Annotated in this window: 15 protein-coding genes; 5 read left to right on the top strand and 10 right to left on the bottom strand. The window is 41.1% G+C overall.

From position 1 onward, the window contains the following. From EAG18_RS12995 to EAG18_RS12980, 4 genes are all read right to left on the bottom strand, one after another. The gene (locus tag EAG18_RS12995; protein WP_125252809.1) at positions 1 to 1,728 is read right to left on the bottom strand and encodes an efflux RND transporter periplasmic adaptor subunit; all 1,728 of its coding nucleotides are present in this window, start codon (positions 1,726 to 1,728) and stop codon (positions 1 to 3) included. Beyond that, positions 1,718 to 3,043 carry a TolC family protein gene (locus tag EAG18_RS12990; RefSeq protein WP_125252808.1) on the bottom strand — a complete coding sequence of 442 codons (1,326 nt, stop codon included), beginning with the start codon at positions 3,041 to 3,043 and terminating at the stop codon, positions 1,718 to 1,720. Before EAG18_RS12990 ends, EAG18_RS12995 begins: the two co-directional genes overlap by 11 nt. Beyond that, positions 3,043 to 3,516 carry a DUF411 domain-containing protein gene (locus EAG18_RS12985; RefSeq protein WP_125252807.1) on the bottom strand — a complete coding sequence of 158 codons (474 nt, stop codon included), beginning with the start codon at positions 3,514 to 3,516 and terminating at the stop codon, positions 3,043 to 3,045. Before EAG18_RS12985 ends, EAG18_RS12990 begins: the two co-directional genes overlap by 1 nt. Before the next feature lie 116 nt (positions 3,517 to 3,632). Next, complete coding sequence (locus tag EAG18_RS12980) at positions 3,633 to 4,001, bottom strand: hypothetical protein (protein ID WP_275557292.1); 369 nt, start codon at positions 3,999 to 4,001, stop codon at positions 3,633 to 3,635. A 151-nt stretch (positions 4,002 to 4,152) separates the two neighbouring features. Here EAG18_RS12980 and EAG18_RS12975 point away from each other — a divergent pair, with 151 nt between their 5' ends. Both EAG18_RS12975 and EAG18_RS12970 read left to right on the top strand, forming a co-directional pair. Further along, positions 4,153 to 4,761: a hypothetical protein gene (locus EAG18_RS12975; RefSeq protein WP_125252806.1), complete on the top strand. Its 609-nt coding sequence runs from the start codon at positions 4,153 to 4,155 to the stop codon at positions 4,759 to 4,761. A gap of 176 nt (positions 4,762 to 4,937) precedes the next feature. After that, on the top strand, positions 4,938 to 5,651 hold the full coding sequence (locus EAG18_RS12970) for a DUF4336 domain-containing protein (protein ID WP_125252805.1): 714 nt from the start codon (positions 4,938 to 4,940) through the stop codon (positions 5,649 to 5,651). A gap of 277 nt (positions 5,652 to 5,928) precedes the next feature. Here EAG18_RS12970 and EAG18_RS12965 read toward each other — a convergent pair whose 3' ends face one another. After that, positions 5,929 to 6,546, bottom strand: a complete 618-nt coding sequence (locus tag EAG18_RS12965) for an EF-hand domain-containing protein (RefSeq protein ID WP_125252804.1) — start codon at positions 6,544 to 6,546, stop codon at positions 5,929 to 5,931. 883 nt (positions 6,547 to 7,429) lie between these two features. Here EAG18_RS12965 and EAG18_RS12960 point away from each other — a divergent pair. Next, a complete protein-coding gene (locus EAG18_RS12960) occupies positions 7,430 to 8,686 on the top strand; it encodes an alpha/beta hydrolase-fold protein (protein ID WP_125252803.1) in 1,257 nt (418 codons plus the stop codon). 521 nt (positions 8,687 to 9,207) lie between these two features. Here the strand turns inward: EAG18_RS12960 and EAG18_RS12950 are convergent. Then, positions 9,208 to 10,764 (bottom strand): AbgT family transporter, encoded by a 1,557-nt coding sequence (locus EAG18_RS12950; protein WP_125252802.1) that lies wholly within the window; start codon positions 10,762 to 10,764, stop codon positions 9,208 to 9,210. 184 nt (positions 10,765 to 10,948) lie between these two features. On the opposite strand from EAG18_RS12950, the gene EAG18_RS12945 reads away from it, so the two are divergent. Then, on the top strand, positions 10,949 to 11,800 hold the full coding sequence (locus EAG18_RS12945) for an HDOD domain-containing protein (RefSeq protein WP_125252827.1): 852 nt from the start codon (positions 10,949 to 10,951) through the stop codon (positions 11,798 to 11,800). 188 nt (positions 11,801 to 11,988) lie between these two features. After that, positions 11,989 to 13,221, top strand: a complete 1,233-nt coding sequence (locus EAG18_RS12940; RefSeq protein ID WP_125252801.1) for a divalent metal cation transporter — start codon at positions 11,989 to 11,991, stop codon at positions 13,219 to 13,221. A 243-nt stretch (positions 13,222 to 13,464) separates the two neighbouring features. Here EAG18_RS12940 and EAG18_RS12935 read toward each other — a convergent pair whose 3' ends face one another. From EAG18_RS12935 to EAG18_RS12920, 4 genes are all read right to left on the bottom strand, one after another. Further along, positions 13,465 to 13,740, bottom strand: a complete 276-nt coding sequence (locus EAG18_RS12935) for a YfcL family protein (RefSeq protein WP_125252800.1) — start codon at positions 13,738 to 13,740, stop codon at positions 13,465 to 13,467. Between the two features lie 13 nt (positions 13,741 to 13,753). After that, entirely contained in the window at positions 13,754 to 14,875 is a 1,122-nt protein-coding gene (locus tag EAG18_RS12930) for an ATP-NAD kinase family protein (protein ID WP_125252799.1), read from the bottom strand. Further along, positions 14,865 to 15,431: an elongation factor P hydroxylase gene (locus EAG18_RS12925; RefSeq protein ID WP_125252798.1), complete on the bottom strand. Its 567-nt coding sequence runs from the start codon at positions 15,429 to 15,431 to the stop codon at positions 14,865 to 14,867. The genes EAG18_RS12930 and EAG18_RS12925 overlap by 11 nt, the downstream gene beginning before the upstream one ends. Before the next feature lie 66 nt (positions 15,432 to 15,497). Then, on the bottom strand, positions 15,498 to 17,012 hold the full coding sequence (locus EAG18_RS12920) for a sensor domain-containing diguanylate cyclase (RefSeq protein ID WP_125252797.1): 1,515 nt from the start codon (positions 17,010 to 17,012) through the stop codon (positions 15,498 to 15,500). Between the last annotated feature and the right edge of the window lie 191 nt (positions 17,013 to 17,203).

Raw genomic sequence — 17,203 nt, 5'->3', positions numbered from 1 at the left:
CTAGTGATCTGTATGTGTATTTACTGACATCTCATCAGCAGCTTTAATGTCAGTAACCACAAATTCGTCACCTACTTCAAAGGTGAAGCTAATTGCCATCCCTTGTTTCAGTTGACTTAAATCAAGATGATGAGCGGCCATAAAATCCATCGTCGTAGCTGGGCGGTTCCACTTTTTGATGGCGTCGCGAGAAATATTCAACACTCGGGTATCAATATCAATGGCATTGATCACACCACCGACAGTTGCACTAGGTAGCGTATCAATATCCTCGCTGCTGTCGGACATAATATGAATACCGGTGAGTAATACACTGCCATTGTCTTGTTTTGTCGCTTCGAAGTGCAAAACCTGTCCTGCATTTAGTGCGTCAATATCAACACTCTCAGCCACTGTAAAATCCATCACCATTTCGGGCCATTCCCACTCAGGTACAGGTTGATGATCGATATTCACCACGCGGCGTTGATAGTCCACGTGTTGAATTTCTCCTTCAATCCAAACAGACTTAGCCTCGGCAACTGGCGCCATACGCATAAAGTCAGAGGTAATACTAGATTGAGAATCAATCAAAAAATGGGCTGACGTAACGATTGTGTCTCCTTCGTTAAGACCATTGAGGATTTCAATGTTTTCACCACTGACTTGCCCTAGTTCAACAGCAACTGATTTAAAGCTACCGGGTGCAACTTCAACGACAACACGGTTTTGTTTGGCTGTACGGATCACCGCTTCACTTGGCACTTGTAATACCTGATCACGAGAATCTGCATGAATCGTTACTTGCGCAAACATATTTGGCTTTAATAACGCATCACTATTGTCAAATCTGAGTCTGACTCTGAGTGTTCGTGTTGTTTCATTGAGTGAGGGGTAGACATAATCAACTTGCCCTCGCCACGTTCTGCCGGGTAAAAAGTCCAATCTCATGGAAACTGCTTGTCCCTGAGCGACCAGCATTGCATCACGTTCAAATACGTCAGCTTCAACCCAAATCTCGTCTAGTTTGGCAATACTCATGAGTGTTGTACCTGGCTTTACATAAAACCCCTCTCGGATCTGTAGACCGTCGAGTACCCCGGACTGGCGAGCATAAAAAGTAATGCTTTGATGTACTTCGCCTGTGCGTTTTAGTGTACTGATAAATTCCTCACTTAAATGTAACGCCTTAAGACGCTCCTGTGCTGCACTGACAAGTGCTTTATTATTGCGTTTACGTGCGATCAGATACTCCTCTTGTGCATTCACAAGCTGAGGAGAATATAGTGTGTAAAGTGGCTCACCTTGTTTTACTGCCTCTCCCGCGGCTTTCACATAAAGCTTTTCAACCCAGCCTTCAACTCGGGGATGGATGTGCACCAAGCTATCTTCATTGTATTGGATATAACCCACTGTCTGAACTTGATAAGACATCATCTGCCGACTTACCAGAGCTTTGCGAACCCCCATATTATTTTCAACATGGGGGGCAATCTCCACAACCCCCTCACCAAAGGCAGCATTAGAGCTCTCCTCTTCATATACAGGGATCAAATCCATGCCCATTGGAGATTTACCTGGCTTATCACGGCGATAATTGGGATCCATGGGAGCAACCCAGTAAAGTGGGGCCTGCGCTTCATTCGTTGCAATCTCTTGCTCGCCATTTGTAGATAGAGTCAAACCAACAAACATGCCCAATGTTAGAGTAACTACCCCAACTAGTATTAGCTTAACGTTACTGTTCATGTGTGGTCTCCTTGGCAACTTGGGTCAAATAGTAATTACTGCGTACTACCGCCTTGAGCAAGGCAATATCTATAGCAAGCGCCGATAATTGCGCGTTCAATTTGGCAATACGCGCTCTCACTACTTCAGCAAAGTCACCATCGTCATTTGTATACGCTGTCAACGCGGCTTCTGCTTGCTCTGCACTTTGTGCCACAATCGCCTTTTCGTAAAGGGAGCGGCGCTGCTGCAAACGTTGAATTGACTGAATTTCACCGTTCAAATTCGCAAATAGTTGCTTTAACACTATCAAGCGATCGGTCTTAGTCGCTTCAAACTCCGCAATAGCTGCGGCCTTTGCTTGATCTTGTTTACTATCAGTGAAGAGTGGCAGATCAAACGAGACACCCACGCTAAAAAAGTCAGAGCGTGACATTTGATTTGGCGCATCATCACGAAAGGCATAACTTGCGTTCAAAGCAAACTGCGGTTTATAAGCTTGTTCAGCTAATTTGATACCTTGCTCTGCTTGATGAGTCGTGACATCAGCAGCAACGACTTGTGGGTGTCGTGCTAAATACTGCACAAGCGTTTGGCTGTCACCACGACCTTCACGCAAAAACTGAGGTGCCAAAAAGGAGATTTTAGGTAACGTAATATGGTCTTCAATAGAAATTGGGAGTGATGTTTTATTGTACAGAGAATCATCTAGTAACCATTGCTCAAGTTTTGCTTTGGCGGTATTAAGTTGTTGAAAAGCCGCTGAACGTTTATCGTCGAGCTGCATAACCTCGAGCTGTGCTCTGATGACATCTTGTTGACGAGTCGGCCCAACCGCATTAGCGTAACTCGCGTTTGCGATTTCAACCATCTGTTCGAAAAGCACGCTATCGCGTTCAATTAACGATAACGTTTTCTTTGCCTGTACCATATCCAACCAAAGAAGAGAGACATCACGACGTACCTGAGCTTGTCGGTCTAATTGTAATATCGGCTGCTTATTCGCATTAAGTTTTAATTGCGTACTTTTGATTTCAAGACTATCTCCACGAGGGAGCATTTGCATGACACCCACTTTAAGTTGGGTCATGCCCTCTTGGTTAAACTCCCAGCTATCGACTGGTAAGTTCATTGTAGCGACGCTTACTTGTGGATCTGGATAGCTTAGCGCCTCACGACTCATGGACAACATCGCAGAACGTCGATGATTACTAGATTTAAGCCAAGGATCGTGTTGTATCGCTACTTTTATTGCATTTTCCAGTGTCATTGTATTTGCTCGCAACGAAGCAGAAAACACAATAGGCGCAAATAGGACACAGATGATTACTTTCATTAGAACTGTTCCTCATATCGACTCACTTCAGCAAAAACCTCATAGCTGCCATCTTTTTTTAGTAACAACACTTGGAATGGCATAAATCGCTCTCCCATTTCCATGCCCACAGAGCCAATTGGCATTGCTGGTACACTTAACCCAATGTTATTGCTGTCTTGTGTTAGCGTTTCATCTTGTAGAAAGCGCTTGATAAACTTGGCAGGTACATGACCCTCAAATACAAAGCCATCTTTAGAAACACCAGTATGGCAAGACTGATAATTTTGTTTGATACCAAATTTGTTTTTAAGCGAGCCTAAATAATTTAGATCTGTCGCCTGATGCGAAATACCTTGAGCGGTGAGATGGTTGAGCCAAAGCTCACAACAGCCACAAGTTGGGGATTTAAATACTTCTAGTTCAATATGGGATTTACCGTATGCCACAGCACTCATTACCCATAGCACCAACATTAGAAAAAGTTTTCTCATGCTAACCTCGCACATGATTCAAAGCACAAAAGCCTTGAAAATTACATTATGAAAAACACCATCTGATCCGATGGATAGATATAAATCAGTATAAAAAAGGCAGATCTGCCCTGTGGCTAGGCGATTATCGGTGGCTTATAAAGAGATTGAGGGTAAGTACTTAGCTGCCCGCTTACAAAGTTAAGTTTATCGCTGTGTAACGCGATCAGCGCGAGCCATTCGTTTAAGGAAAAAGCAGCTAAATTTGTTGAGCACATGTGTGTTGGACAGGTGCATTCATTGCACTGCGTAGCGCTTTTAGGGTCACAACAGTCCATCTCTGCGCTCATCATTTGATGATGTTCAGACTGCATATGTTTGCTGTGAGTTTTTGCTTCGTTATTTGTACTGTGCATTTCACATGCTGCCATAGACGCAGCAGCGCTTTGACCACTAAGAGTAGCCACCACGAACAAGGTGATAAGTATGCGTAATATTAGCTGCAAAATGCTTTTCCAAGTCAATAACATCGCAATGATAAAAATCAATGTGAAGAAATGCAAGCAAATCACGCTTTACGGATTATTATTTTCTTTCATCATTGATATACTCTGCGCTCATTACACAAGCATTACTCTGGATCAAGGATAAGAATATATGAAATTAGTTACCCTTGCTGCGACATTGGCTTTGACGACTTCCAGTGTCGTAACCGCAGCCGACTTTGGTGAATTTGGCATATCAATCTATGGTGGTGAATCATTCAGTAGCGATATTGAAACTTCGCGTCACCAAAAGTACGAACTAGAGGATGATTCTCATTTTGGGATCAGTATCGATAAGTATGTGCCACAAGGCCGTTATGGCTTTTATTATGGTACAACCGAAACTCAGCTAACAGCCTACCCACTCAACAAAGTTGAAATGGAGTATTTGTTTTTTCAAAGTGCTGTCGTACGACCGCTTACTGAAAACCTCGATGTCTACCTTGGTGCACAAATTGGTGCTACCTTTGTTAATCCTAACTTTATCGACTCAGACACATTCTTTGCTACAGGTCTTTATACTGGTTTAGAGTACGATTTAGGTGCCGGTTTTCATTTTGGTGCGCAAGTACGTTGCATAGCAACAATGCTTAACAATGGCTCGAAAGTTACTTGTGATCTTGACCCTGCGACAGAAAATACCTGTAGCTGGCACTTTGATGATGAACTGATGAGACAATACCATGCGAGCGCAACACTGAGTTATCGATTTTCTCTATAGCGAAGCTTTAAAAGAGGAAGTGCGCCTTTGATACCAAAAGGAAGCTTCCTCTCGTGCCAACACCCACTGTAGTTCAGCTGTTCCTAACCTCAATACATCTGACTTTTTAGACGATTTAAGATTTCCTCATTACCTGATACAGTAACATCACATATACGCCAAGGTAAGGAGAGATAATGAGCGAGCTAATTAAGATTGGGGATAACATTTGGATAAACGACGGCCCTACTGTTCCTTTTTTTGGAATGCCCTATACGACGCGCAGTACAATTGTAAAACTACCTGATAATGCACTTTGGGTGCACTCTCCAGGCAAGTTAACTGATACATTATTAACAGCTTTAGACAAGCTCGGCACAGTAAAATATCTTATCTCGCCTAACAAGTTACACCATCTGTTCATGGGCGAGTGGCAAGAAAGGTTTCCTGACGCGAAGATGTTTGCCTCTTCAGGGGTCGAGAAAAAGCGCCCAGACCTTAACTTTACGCGTATATTAAACGATATTGCAGAGCCTGAATGGCAAGCAGATATTGAACAAATGGTGTTCAAAGGCAGTGTATTAATGGAAGAGGTCGTGTTCTTTCACAAACAAAGCCGAACCTTGATACTCACAGATTTGATTGAAAATTTTCATCCGAATCACTTCTCTGGCTTTAAGAAGTGTATTGCTAAAATAACAGGCATTATCAGCCCCAACGGCAAAACACCAATTGACTGGCGCACCTCTTTCTTATTTGGTAAACAGCAAGCCCGCGCCTGCTTTGCTACCATGGCGGCTTGGCAGCCTAGGTACATTGTCATAGCCCATGGCGAGTGTATCGACACAGATCCTGAAGCATTTCTCCATCGTTCTTTTTCTTGGTTAGGAACACCTAAAATTAAAGGATGACGAATCACGTAATTTAACTGATGTTTATTGCGAGACGCTGATCTGCACTGCTTAAGAATAATTAGGAACCAATATACAATCCATGAACGCGCCTAAATCACTCATAGAAAACATCGTTAATAAATATAGCGTTAAATTTAGCCCACATATTGGCTGATATGGGGTTATTTATCAGCCGTTATATGCTTATTTTTTCGTAGCCCTAATGAGGTTATCACTAGGGCAATAAATTTAGAAAATGCGTTATGCTATTGCTGGTGAATAACTGAAGTTTTTATTAAATCACCTCAGTCACATCAACTAAACTGTCGATACACTCTTTGACAGCTGCTCTTGTTGCCTGCTTACGTTCACCATTTTGAATAAACTCTTCTAGTGTAACGTCATTGCTATTATCACTATCCATCTCAGCGAAACGTATTTCTTGACGAGTGGCCAACGTTTGTGCAATTTCATCAACACTAATCGCACCACTATCATCAGAATCTAATTGAGCAAACTTTTCTTCTGGTGATGCAAATTTATCGCTACTCGGTACGACGATAAGGCTTGCTTCATCTGCATCTTTTAATGCTTGTACACATTGCACTATTTCGGTCGCATACGTAGATAAATCATGCGAATGACGCTGCTTTGAAAGGTATTCCGTCAGGTCAATACTTGCGTTACCATCAAGATCTGCACGCACTAACTTTTTTTCAGCTTTAGTCTGTTCATTACCCTGTAATTCATCAAGGATCAGCGTACCACTCTGATCTAAATCGAGTTTGCTAAATACAATTTCAGGTGCTTTTTTATGGTTCCTATCACTTTTTCTTGCCTCTACTTGTGCGCTTAAAGTTAATGTAGTTAACACAGCCGCCGAAATAGCAATATTACGTATTGAGTTATTCATGCTCTACCTCTTTTGGGTTAAATAATCTGCGTCCAAACTAAAAAGCTCATTCAGTTAGGACCGCGATATGTTAGGTTCAATAATAAGATGGTAGGGAAATGTGCAAAGAATATGGAATTATATATTTAATTTGTGACGTGAAGTGAATCAAAAGCAATATGGCTTCAGGGAAATATAAACCCAGTTATGTATGGGTTCCTAGACGATTTAAGCCATACGTTCTTACAATGGCTCGCTTATGATAAGTATCTCACAACTCAAGTTTATATCAATTTGACTTAATACTTGCTCAATTTGAAGGCGTAAATCTGACGCTAACAGCGTTAAAAATTTCTCATTTAGAACAACTAAATAGTAAAATTTTTGCCTTGCCTACACGGATGTAGGTACCTTGGCGATAGCAGGGCGCGGTAGCGGAGTTATCGACAAGATTTTCTCGCCTCAAAATAGACCACTTAATTAAGCAAATTGGTATTAGATTATTTATGAGCCCCCCTCAGATACACAGAAGGATCATGCTCTGATAGGCTAGCTGTAAGCCGCAGCGTTCGACTAGTGGGCGTTAGGACAGTTACGCAAGCGTTGAGGATAGACTAGATTAAGTAAGTATTTCACGCCTTCATTTTCTAAGTATCAATGCGATTATTGATAGGTTTAGTGTTCACAGCTCTGTTTAACGTTGCTTATTGGACAATAGTTATCAAATGCTGTTACTAATATAGATAATTCGCTTTGCTTCTCAGTATAAGCGTCTGGGTACAGAAGCCAGTTATAAACTTTGGGTCGCCTCAATTGTCGATTAAAAATACTTACAGATAGGTGTTATGGCAACTAGGTGGAAACATCAAAGCAGGCTATATAAGTTAAATACTAGGAGGTATCTGTGAGCGTATTAAAGAGTATTAAGTCTTTTAGTCTATTCATATTTTTGTCCGTTTCCATGCTCTGTGAAGCAGCGGTAACAGTGAGTGACCAAAGCCCTATAGTAATAGGGGAAGAGCTATTATTAAAATCAGAAATCTTAAACAAGGAAATTCCTCTCAAAATTTCGTTGCCTAGCAACTTTGCTCTCTCTTCTGAACATCACACTTATCCGGTTATTTTTATTGTTGGTAAACATGGTCATCAGTATTTTCATACCGTGAATGGGATCGTTAAACATTTGGCTGATGTTGAGCGGATGCCAGAAACTATTGTTGTAAGTATTGATGGAGGAAGCCCCTCCCCTGACATTTATCACAACAATATGTTCGGTAATCAGCCAAGTAATAAATGGCCTTCATGGGGAGAACCAGATATGTATCATCAGTTTTACCAAGATGAACTCTTTCCTTTTCTAGAACAGCAGTATCGCGCAAACAATAAACGTAGTGTAGTTGCTATTTCGACAAGTAGTTTTTTCCCGCTAAATAATCTTATTCATGACAAACACTTGTTCGACACTTACATTTTTTTGGCTGCAGCGGATATTATTGGGATGGGACACACGCCAAATAAAACCATGGTGGATGGGTTAGCAATCCGGCTATCTAAGAGCTCAAAAGTAAATCCGCTCATCTTTTTTATGGTCGCTGATGACGACCTGAAAAAACAAAAAAAATATCAAACCAATGTAGATAAACTTAAAAGCAAATTGAGCCAAATAGAAGGCCTGCCTTTTACCCTTCGGATATATGATAATGAAGGACATTATGACACGCTAATAAAAGCCATGTTGGATGTGATCGAAATAAAATACCCAAAATCGCTTTGGTCTGCAAAATATCGTGACATTGTTGCCAAGCCTGGTAACGCTCTGAAAAACCTTGATAAATATTTTGACCAATTAAGTCAACACTACGGTTTTGCTATTTTGCCCAGAGCAACTCGCTGGAATAGTGTAAATAGACTGGGTTTTATTAGTACATACTTGATCAGGCAAAACAGAGCAGCAGAGGCAATTGAAGTCGCTCAACGTTACACCAAGTATCAGCCTAAATCTTGGCAAGCTTATGAATCATTAGCAAAGGCATATGAGGCGAATAACAATCGCGAACACGCGATAGAAAATGCCAATGTCGCGTTAAAACTTGCTAAGTATGAGTATGATAAGAAGAGGCTGAATCAATACATTCAAAGTATAACACCGACGATAAAGTGATTATCAACGGCTGGTGATTCTAAATTAAATAACGAGGTGTAAGCGTAATCATTAATTAAATATTTTTCTGTATGGCGCTAACGAGTTGAGAATAGAACTAGTTTGCTAACTTATGAAAAATCGCTCTAATACCAATTTGACTTAAATACTTGCTCAATTTAAAAGAGTAAATCTGACGCTAACAGCGTTAAAAATTTCTTATTTAGAACAACTAAATAGCAAAATCTTTGCCTTGCCTACACGGATGTAGGTACCTTGGCGATAGCAGGACGCGGTAGCGGAGTTATCGACAAGATTTTCTCGCCTCAAAATAGACCACTTAATTAAGGAAATTGCTATAACTGACCGGTTTTGGCTGTCTTATCAGACAAATAGCTCGACTGAATTCTAGTCCTTATACCTGAAACTCAAATTAAAAAATAAGCGCTGTATTAGCAGCACTTATCTTATGGTTCCAGTCTGTATGATTAAAAATTAAACCCAAGCTGACTACACTTGATTTAACTTTCTATTCCAAGGTGTTACATACCAGATGGGTAAATATAGCTTGCCTGTAATCCTAGAGGTATACCTAAAGTCCAGTATATTAATAAGAAAATACTCCATCCAATCAAAAATGCGATTGAATATGGCAGCATCATTGCTATCAATGTACCAATACCCGTTGATTTAACATACTTTTGGCAGTAAACCACGACTAATGGAAAGTACGGCATAAGCGGAGTGATAATATTTGAGCCTGAATCCCCTACTCTATACGCAGCTTGTGTTAGATCTGGAGAGATCCCCAACTGCATCAACATAGGAACAAAAATAGGTCCTAGTAGTGCCCACTTGGCTGAGCTTGAGCCAACAAACAAATTCACAAATGCAGTCAAGAAAATAATGCCAATAACAGTGACATAACTAGGCAATGCCATTGCCTTTAACACTTGTGCTCCCTCAATAGCAAGCAATGCACCTAAATTAGAGTGGCTAAAAGCACTAATAAAGAGCGCACAGAAGAATGCCATTACGATGTAATAAGACATGCTATTCATCGCTTTTGTCATGGCGTCAATCATGTCTTTGGAGCTTTTAAATGTCCCAACTACGAACCCATATACCGCTCCGGGGATCCAAAACAATAAGAAAATTAGCGGCACGATTGATTGCATTAATGGCGCACTAAAGTCCGTTAGCGCACCTGATGGGCTGCGCAGTGCTGAATCTTCACCACTTGACGCATAAACCAGTAGAGCGATGCCAGCAAGCATAACTAGAGATGCAATTACAAATCCCTTTTTCTCTTTGCTCGTGATCTCATCAAATGAAGGTAGGCTATCGGTGTCACCATCGATTGCTGTGTTTTTTAATCTCGGTTCAATAATTTTGTCCGTGATATACCAGCCCAATAAAATGATAAACAAGCTAGATGCAGACGTGAAAAACCAGTTATTAAGAGGGTTTATTGCAATTTCAGGATCAATAATTTGTGCAGCACTTTGTGTAAAGCTCTGCAATAACGGGTCAATACCAGATGGAATGAAGTTGGCACTAAAGCCACCACTCACACCGGCAAACGCTGCCGCAATACCTGCCAGTGGATGCCTACCCATCGCATAAAAAATCACGCCCGCAAGCGGAATAACGAGTACATATCCCGCATCGGTAGCGGTGTGGCTAACAATTGCAATCAGGATAATTGACGGTGTTAACAATATCTGTGGTGTGCGCTTAAGCATAATCTTAAGCCCAGTATTGATATAACCTGAGTGTTCAGCGACACCCACGCCCAACATTGCAACTAAAACAACGCCCAAAGGTGCAAATCCAGTAAAGGTCTTTACCATCGTTGCCATAAACCCGGCAAGCGCACCGGGGTCTAATAGATTGTGTACTACTATTGCTTCATTAGTTCTAGGATCAATGGCGCTAAATTCCACACCTGAGAATAGCCAAGAAAGAAGCCAGATCAGCAACATTGCTGATAGAAAGATAATGGCAGGATCAGGAAGTTTATTTCCGACCCGCTCGATCCCATTTAAAAAACGGGTGATCGCAGAGTTTTGCGAATTCGCTTGTTGTGATTCGTGCATACCGTTGCCCTGAGAAAAAAATTGCTTAACCATAACTTAATATTTACATGATAGGCAAGTATACGTTCAGAACATTGGGACACTTTGCTGATTTAGTAGTCGGATTGAGATTTTTTCTTACCACTTCGTGTCCAAAAAAGAAAATACGCTATGCTTTTAGATATCCAAAATGAAGGATTTAATGATGATTGATTTAGATGACACCGTGTTATCCGACGTAAAACATGGCTTCAGTTTACCGCCAAAACCAAGCCTAATAACCGAGCTACAAAATGCGTTATCAGACTCAAATCCAGATCTCAATGACGTCGCAACTATCATAGCCCATGACGTAGGCGCATCAGCTGCGGTGTTAAAGATTATTAACTCTCCACTGTATGGCCTATCTAGAACCGTTACAGACGTCAAGCAAGCCGTTGTCTTTTTAGGACTTAGTGCTATCACAACGCTAGTCACTAGCTTTTTACTTAAGCAATCCTTTGAACAAAGCAAGTGCTGTATTAGTCTTGAGCGGTTTTGGGATAACGCATCCGATATTGCCGACAGTATTATGGTGATTGGTAATAAAATCAAAGCACGTGTACCTATAGAAAATCTGCATTTACTCGGTTTGTTTCATGATGCCGGGATTGCGGCCATGGCAGTAAATTATCCTGATTATATGGAAACTTTAGTCGCAGCTAACAAAGATTATGATAAGATCCTAATAGCACATGAAGAGCAAAAGTATCAAACAAATCATGCAGTTGTAGGTTACTTTCTGGCAACTTCTTGGAATCTACCAAAAGATATTTGTCAGATGATTTTATGTCATCACGACCCCGAGTTTTTACCCCAGTGTAAAAATGAAGAACAACAATTGGCATTTGCTGCGCTAAAAATGGCTGAAAACTTCGTTCACATCAATAAACGTTTTGTCGCATCGCCTGACTGGCACTTAATGAAAAGCGATGTACTCAAAGCACTCAACCTAGACGAAGACGATTATCAAGACATCAAAGAGGATTTAGAAGACTACTTTTTAGAGGGGCAATGAGATTACACATGCGGTATTGTTAAAAATCCACTTTTGGGCACACTTAAGTACCAAAATTTAATTTGCCGTCCAATGTAAAATTCGTTTTCATCTATATTGCGGCAATATGTAAAACTTCGTAGACTGCGTGCAGGCTTACAATAATAACAATACAAACAATACAAACAATACAAACAAAGGAAATAACATTGATCGCAATGCGCTCGCTAAAGGAAAGGTTTGCAGTTTTTGGCCCTGGCATTTTGATGGCTACCGCCGCTATCGGTGGCTCACACTTGGTTTCTTCAACACAAGCCGGCGCGCTGTTTGGTACACAGCTAATTTGGCTCATCGTTGTCGTTAACTTACTTAAGTACCCTTTTTTCAAGTATGCGGTTGAATACACTAGTCAAACTGCCCATACAGTGGTGGAGGGCTATTACAATAACTATCGTTTTGGTTTTAAAATATTCGTATTACTCAATATTTTTGCAGCTATTGTAAATACGGCTGGTGTTTTGCTCTTAACTGCAAGCCTGCTTAGCTACTCACTTCCTTTTACTATTGGTATTGAATCACTAAGCTTCTTATTACTTACCACTTGCTTGGCTATTTTATTGCTAGGCCATTATAAAATTTTAGATATAACCAGTAAGTGGGTAATGATAATTTTAACGCTATCCACCGTGAGTGCACTCATTATTGCCATGATAAATGGCGCAGCACATCCACCACCACAGGCGCCAATATCACCTTATGACCTTGCACTGCTTGGCTTTTTAGTTGCCTTAATGGGCTGGATGCCAGCACCTATTGAAATATCAGCAATAAACTCATCTTGGCTGAAAACGAAAATATCCAAGCAAACGCTCTCCTACCAACAGATCATGCTAGATTTTAAGGTCGGCTATTTCGTTACTTTAGGATTAGCTGTCGTGTTCTGTTTACTTGGCATGTTAATGCAGTATGGACAAAACAACCCAGTAGAGCTTGCAGGTGTTGCTTTTTCCAAGCAACTAATTGATATGTATGCAAATACGATAGGAGAGTGGGCAAGATGGCTTATCGCTGGCGTTGCTTTTTTATGTATGTTTGGTACCACTATTACCGTTTTAGATGGTTATTCAAGAGTACTGAGTGAATCGTTACAGCTACTGCGACCCAGCAAAACGAAAAAATATTACTTAGGCATTTTGCTACTTCAGGCGCTACTAGCAATGTTAGTCGTGCTATTTTTTAAAGCTGATTTAAAAAATATGTTGATGTTTGCAATGAGCTCAGCGTTTGTTACCACCCCAGTATTTGCTTGGATGAATTTGGGATTGGTCAAAGGTGAAATATTCAGTCGTCAATCTGTTGTAGTCAAGGTATTAACAAAGCTTGGGCTTATTTATTTGATTGGTTTTGCACTGCTATTTATATTTTGGAGGCTTGCAAATTGATTTATACCAACTATTTTAATTAATACCAATTTGCTTAATTAAGTGGTCTATTTTGAGGCGAGAAAATCTTGGCGATAACTCCGCTACCGCGTCCTGCTATCGCCAAGGTACCTACATCCGTGTAGGTAAGGTAAAAAATTTGCTATTTAGTTGTTCTAAATAAAAACCTTTAACGCAGTTAGCATCAGATTTACGCCTTCAAATTGAACAAGTATTAAGGCTAATTGGTATAATTAAGTCCGCTTACTTTAGGTTTTGCACCTGTTCCCAAATAGTAACGACATGCGCCTTGTCATCATCATTAAGTTCACCGTTTCGATACGCTTTGACCAAGCTGCTCTCAACCTGAGCGTTTAGCTCTTCTACGGTGAGGTCAGCCTCTTCTACCTGTGCATATCCCACAGCCAAGTCGAAGTGGCCCCGTAAATAACCACCAGCAAATAACTCATCATCACTTGCTCTATCTACAAGATCATCAAAAAATTGCTGTGCTTTTTCTACATACTCTACTAATAACATTTGTGTTCCTAGGTTATTCCTGATGACCAATGGCATACATGACATGGTCGTTAAATCCCGTGATCACCTTAATAAATCCAGTGAGAGATTCATCAAGTTGCTCATCTCCTGTGTCAGCGATAAGCGGGCGACCATTGAGCGCTTTCAGTTTTGATTTAGTAGCGATAACAATAATATTATCTTTTCCCACTCTCTTAATCAGTTCTGGGCTTAATTGCTGGTTACCGCGGCCGAAAATATGCCCTTGACCACCAATTAGGGTGATCACCAGTTTGGTTTTATCATCAGCCAATGCAAGCAATTGCTGTGCTGTTTGATCTTGTGCAACCAGCGCTTGATCTTTCACTACATCTACACCAAGTAAGGTATTCTCAAGCCCCATTTCTTCCATCACGGCAGCAACGGTAGAACCAGATCCCATGATATAGGTTTCATCTTCATCCATTTCAGAAACAACATAAGCGGCTATATCAGCCAATACCAACTCGTTGCTTTCTTTGCCGCCATTTTTTACTGCTTGTACATATCTAAGTTCAGTGGGTACTTGCATTTCTCCATACCGTTTGGCTCTTACGGTACCGGCTCGAAAGGCAACCTCATCTATATCCATTACATCAGCTTCACCAATAGATACCAGCTCTCCTGTGACCAAAAGCTCAACCACTCGACCTGCAGCTTTGGGCGTGATGGCATACACACCACTATGAATTTTACATCCTGCGGGGATCCCAAGTACGGGACAAGTATCACCTACTGCATGGCAAATATTACGAGCAGTACCATCACCACCTGCAAATAAAAGTAAATCCACACCTTGTTGCTGCAAAAGTTGTGCTGCAGATTCTGTATGTTCAGCTCTGGTCTGCACACTTGGGGTCTGATATATCACCTGAGTGCTAAAACCAAGTTCCTCGGCAATACGCTCACCCATTTCGCCATTAACAGTAAAAACTTCTATATTTTCTCGGTGTGAGACAAGTTGACTAAGCGCAGCTTTAGCCCTTTGATTGGCACGGGGTTCGGCTCCTAAAGCAAATGCTTTTTGAGCGGTATCCTCCCCATCGCTGCCTTTTAAACCAACACTACCACCAAGCCCTGCGAGCGGATTAACAATCAGTCCCAGTTTAAATTTCATTTTCTATCCCCACACTTAAATCAGATGGAATATTCCAATTAAATTGGCTTTTATTTAACGGCCAAGGTGTATTGTAAAACTGACTCAAGGTTTCAAGCAGGCATGTTGCTCTCTCATTGAAACCGATATCTAATAAACTAATGAGTTGTTGATGAACACGTTTTTGAAAATTGAATCGACATGTTTGCGCACCACTTAGGTTATCTACTGAGACATTAAAAGAAAAATTTGCCGCAGCACTCAATGCCCACTCTATCGCTTGTGGTTTTACTTCAACGTGCTCAAACTCTCTTTGTTTCGTCTCATCGCGACCATCAGGACAATACCAGTAACCATAGTCTTCCAACTCGCGGCGCGCCTTACCTGCTACTAACCAATGTGCAATTTCATGTAGGGCGCTGGCATAAAAGCCATGGGCAAATATGATTCGGTGATGCGGATATGCCTCACTCGCGGGAAGGTATACTGGTTCTTCGAGCCCAGCGACAAGCTCTGTGTTGAGAGGTGCCAAGAATAGCCCATTAAAAACGGCAATGAGGTCTTCTATTTTATGCATCAACATCCGCCACAAATTCAAACAGGGCGCAAATTGTAAGGTTTTTGAGGAACAATGTAAAAGGCATCAAGCCTTTTTATCGAACGAGCTACAAGGAGCGATATATAAAGTGGCTTGATTTCTTCCGGCCTTCTTGGACTGATATAAGGCCATGTCAGCCTCTTCAAAACAGCGTTGGTGATTAAAGCTTTCACCTATTAATTCATAGCCAGCAACACCAATACTAAACGTAAGTCCATAGCTACTAAAACGAGGAAAATCATGGACAAGTCTATCGGCAAAATTCAACGCTGCGTCAGGCGCTGTCTCGGGGCAAATAATGACAAATTCATCTCCTCCCCAGCGACCGATATGATCGCTCGGCCTTGCCTGTTCAGTTAAAAACTGTCCAACTTCTTTAAGTGCTGTATCCCCATCTTGGTGTCCCGCACTGTCATTGAGTTGCTTGAAGTAGTCTATGTCGACAACCAAAAGAGACAGTGAGCGATGGTAACGGATCGCCCTTTGTACTTCTTCTCGCAGGACCACTTCTATTTTTCTGCGATTTTTTACTTGAGTCAAAAAATCAAGTTCTGCACGTGACCTTAGCTCTTGTTCTTGCCGTAAGTCTCGTATGACTGCAATGTAGACATCGCCTTTCGAGACAGACACCGTAGAAATCGCAACATCTACAGGAAGCTTGCTACCTGACTGATGAAGCGCTAACATTTTTTTCCCTTTCAGCTGCGGATCACCTGCACCAGCTTGGTCACACTCCTCCTCGGCAAAACGATGTTGTGGAATTAAATCACCCACTCTCATCCCCAACAGCTCATGATGCTTATATCCAAACAACTTGGTGCATGCTTGATTAACGTCCTTAAGCTTATTGTGTCTGTCAAAATACAAAATTGCGTCTGGCGTTGCATTAAAGAGCCGGCGCTTTTCTTTTAATAGTTTTAAAATGTAGATGAGTGTAGCTATGTTTAAGCATGCAAATAACAGCATAATTGGGATAAATAATAACGTACCGTAACTAGCCAGTGCCTGTGTTTGTGCAAACATTGTAGCCTGCTGCTGTTTTGCGAATGAAAACTGCGCGCCTATCGAGTGGCGCAAAAAGTTAAACGCGGCTTCAGCATCTGCATCGTCGACTTTAACAAGGCTATCCATCATAGTTGGTGTGATATTACTACTTGTTGTAGTCGATTTTGCAACCGCTAGCATGTGCGTGTAGTTATCTAAGGTTGACTGTATTGCATCCAATGCAGCGTCTTCTTGCTCAGTTAAGCCCAAACCCCGAAGCTTAACAATTGCGTTATTTGTCGATTCTACATCTAATAACGCCGTGTCATAGTAACCATTTTGTTGACGTAGAATGTAGTTTTTAAAATGATGAATAAAACCATTATAGCCAAAGCTGCGCTCAAGCTCCGCGAGCAAGGCCGCACGCTTTATTGATACTTCAGAGTCAGACTGCCATGATTGATGAAAAGAAGAGATTGACTGATTAAGTACAGCAGACCAATAAACTAAGCTCCCACTAACAAGCACTGTAAATATAGAAAGCGCTATTATTTGTAAGAAAATACGCCTATTCATCCCTGTTACCACCAACAATATAGAGGTTAATGGTAACTCGACAGTTTATCTGTAAGCTATTCATGCTGTTACCAGTTGATATGACCTATAATATGTAATATCAATTGCCTTAATTCTTGCTCAATTTGAAGGCGTAAATCTGACGCTAACTGCGTTAAAAATTGCTTACTTAGAACACTAAATAGTACAAT

It is taken from the genome of Pseudoalteromonas sp. J010 (assembly GCF_003934235.1).
Lineage (GTDB): Bacteria > Pseudomonadota > Gammaproteobacteria > Enterobacterales > Alteromonadaceae > Pseudoalteromonas > Pseudoalteromonas peptidolytica.
Note: the sequence above shows the minus strand (reverse complement) of the source record. Positions and strands in the feature narration are given on the sequence as shown.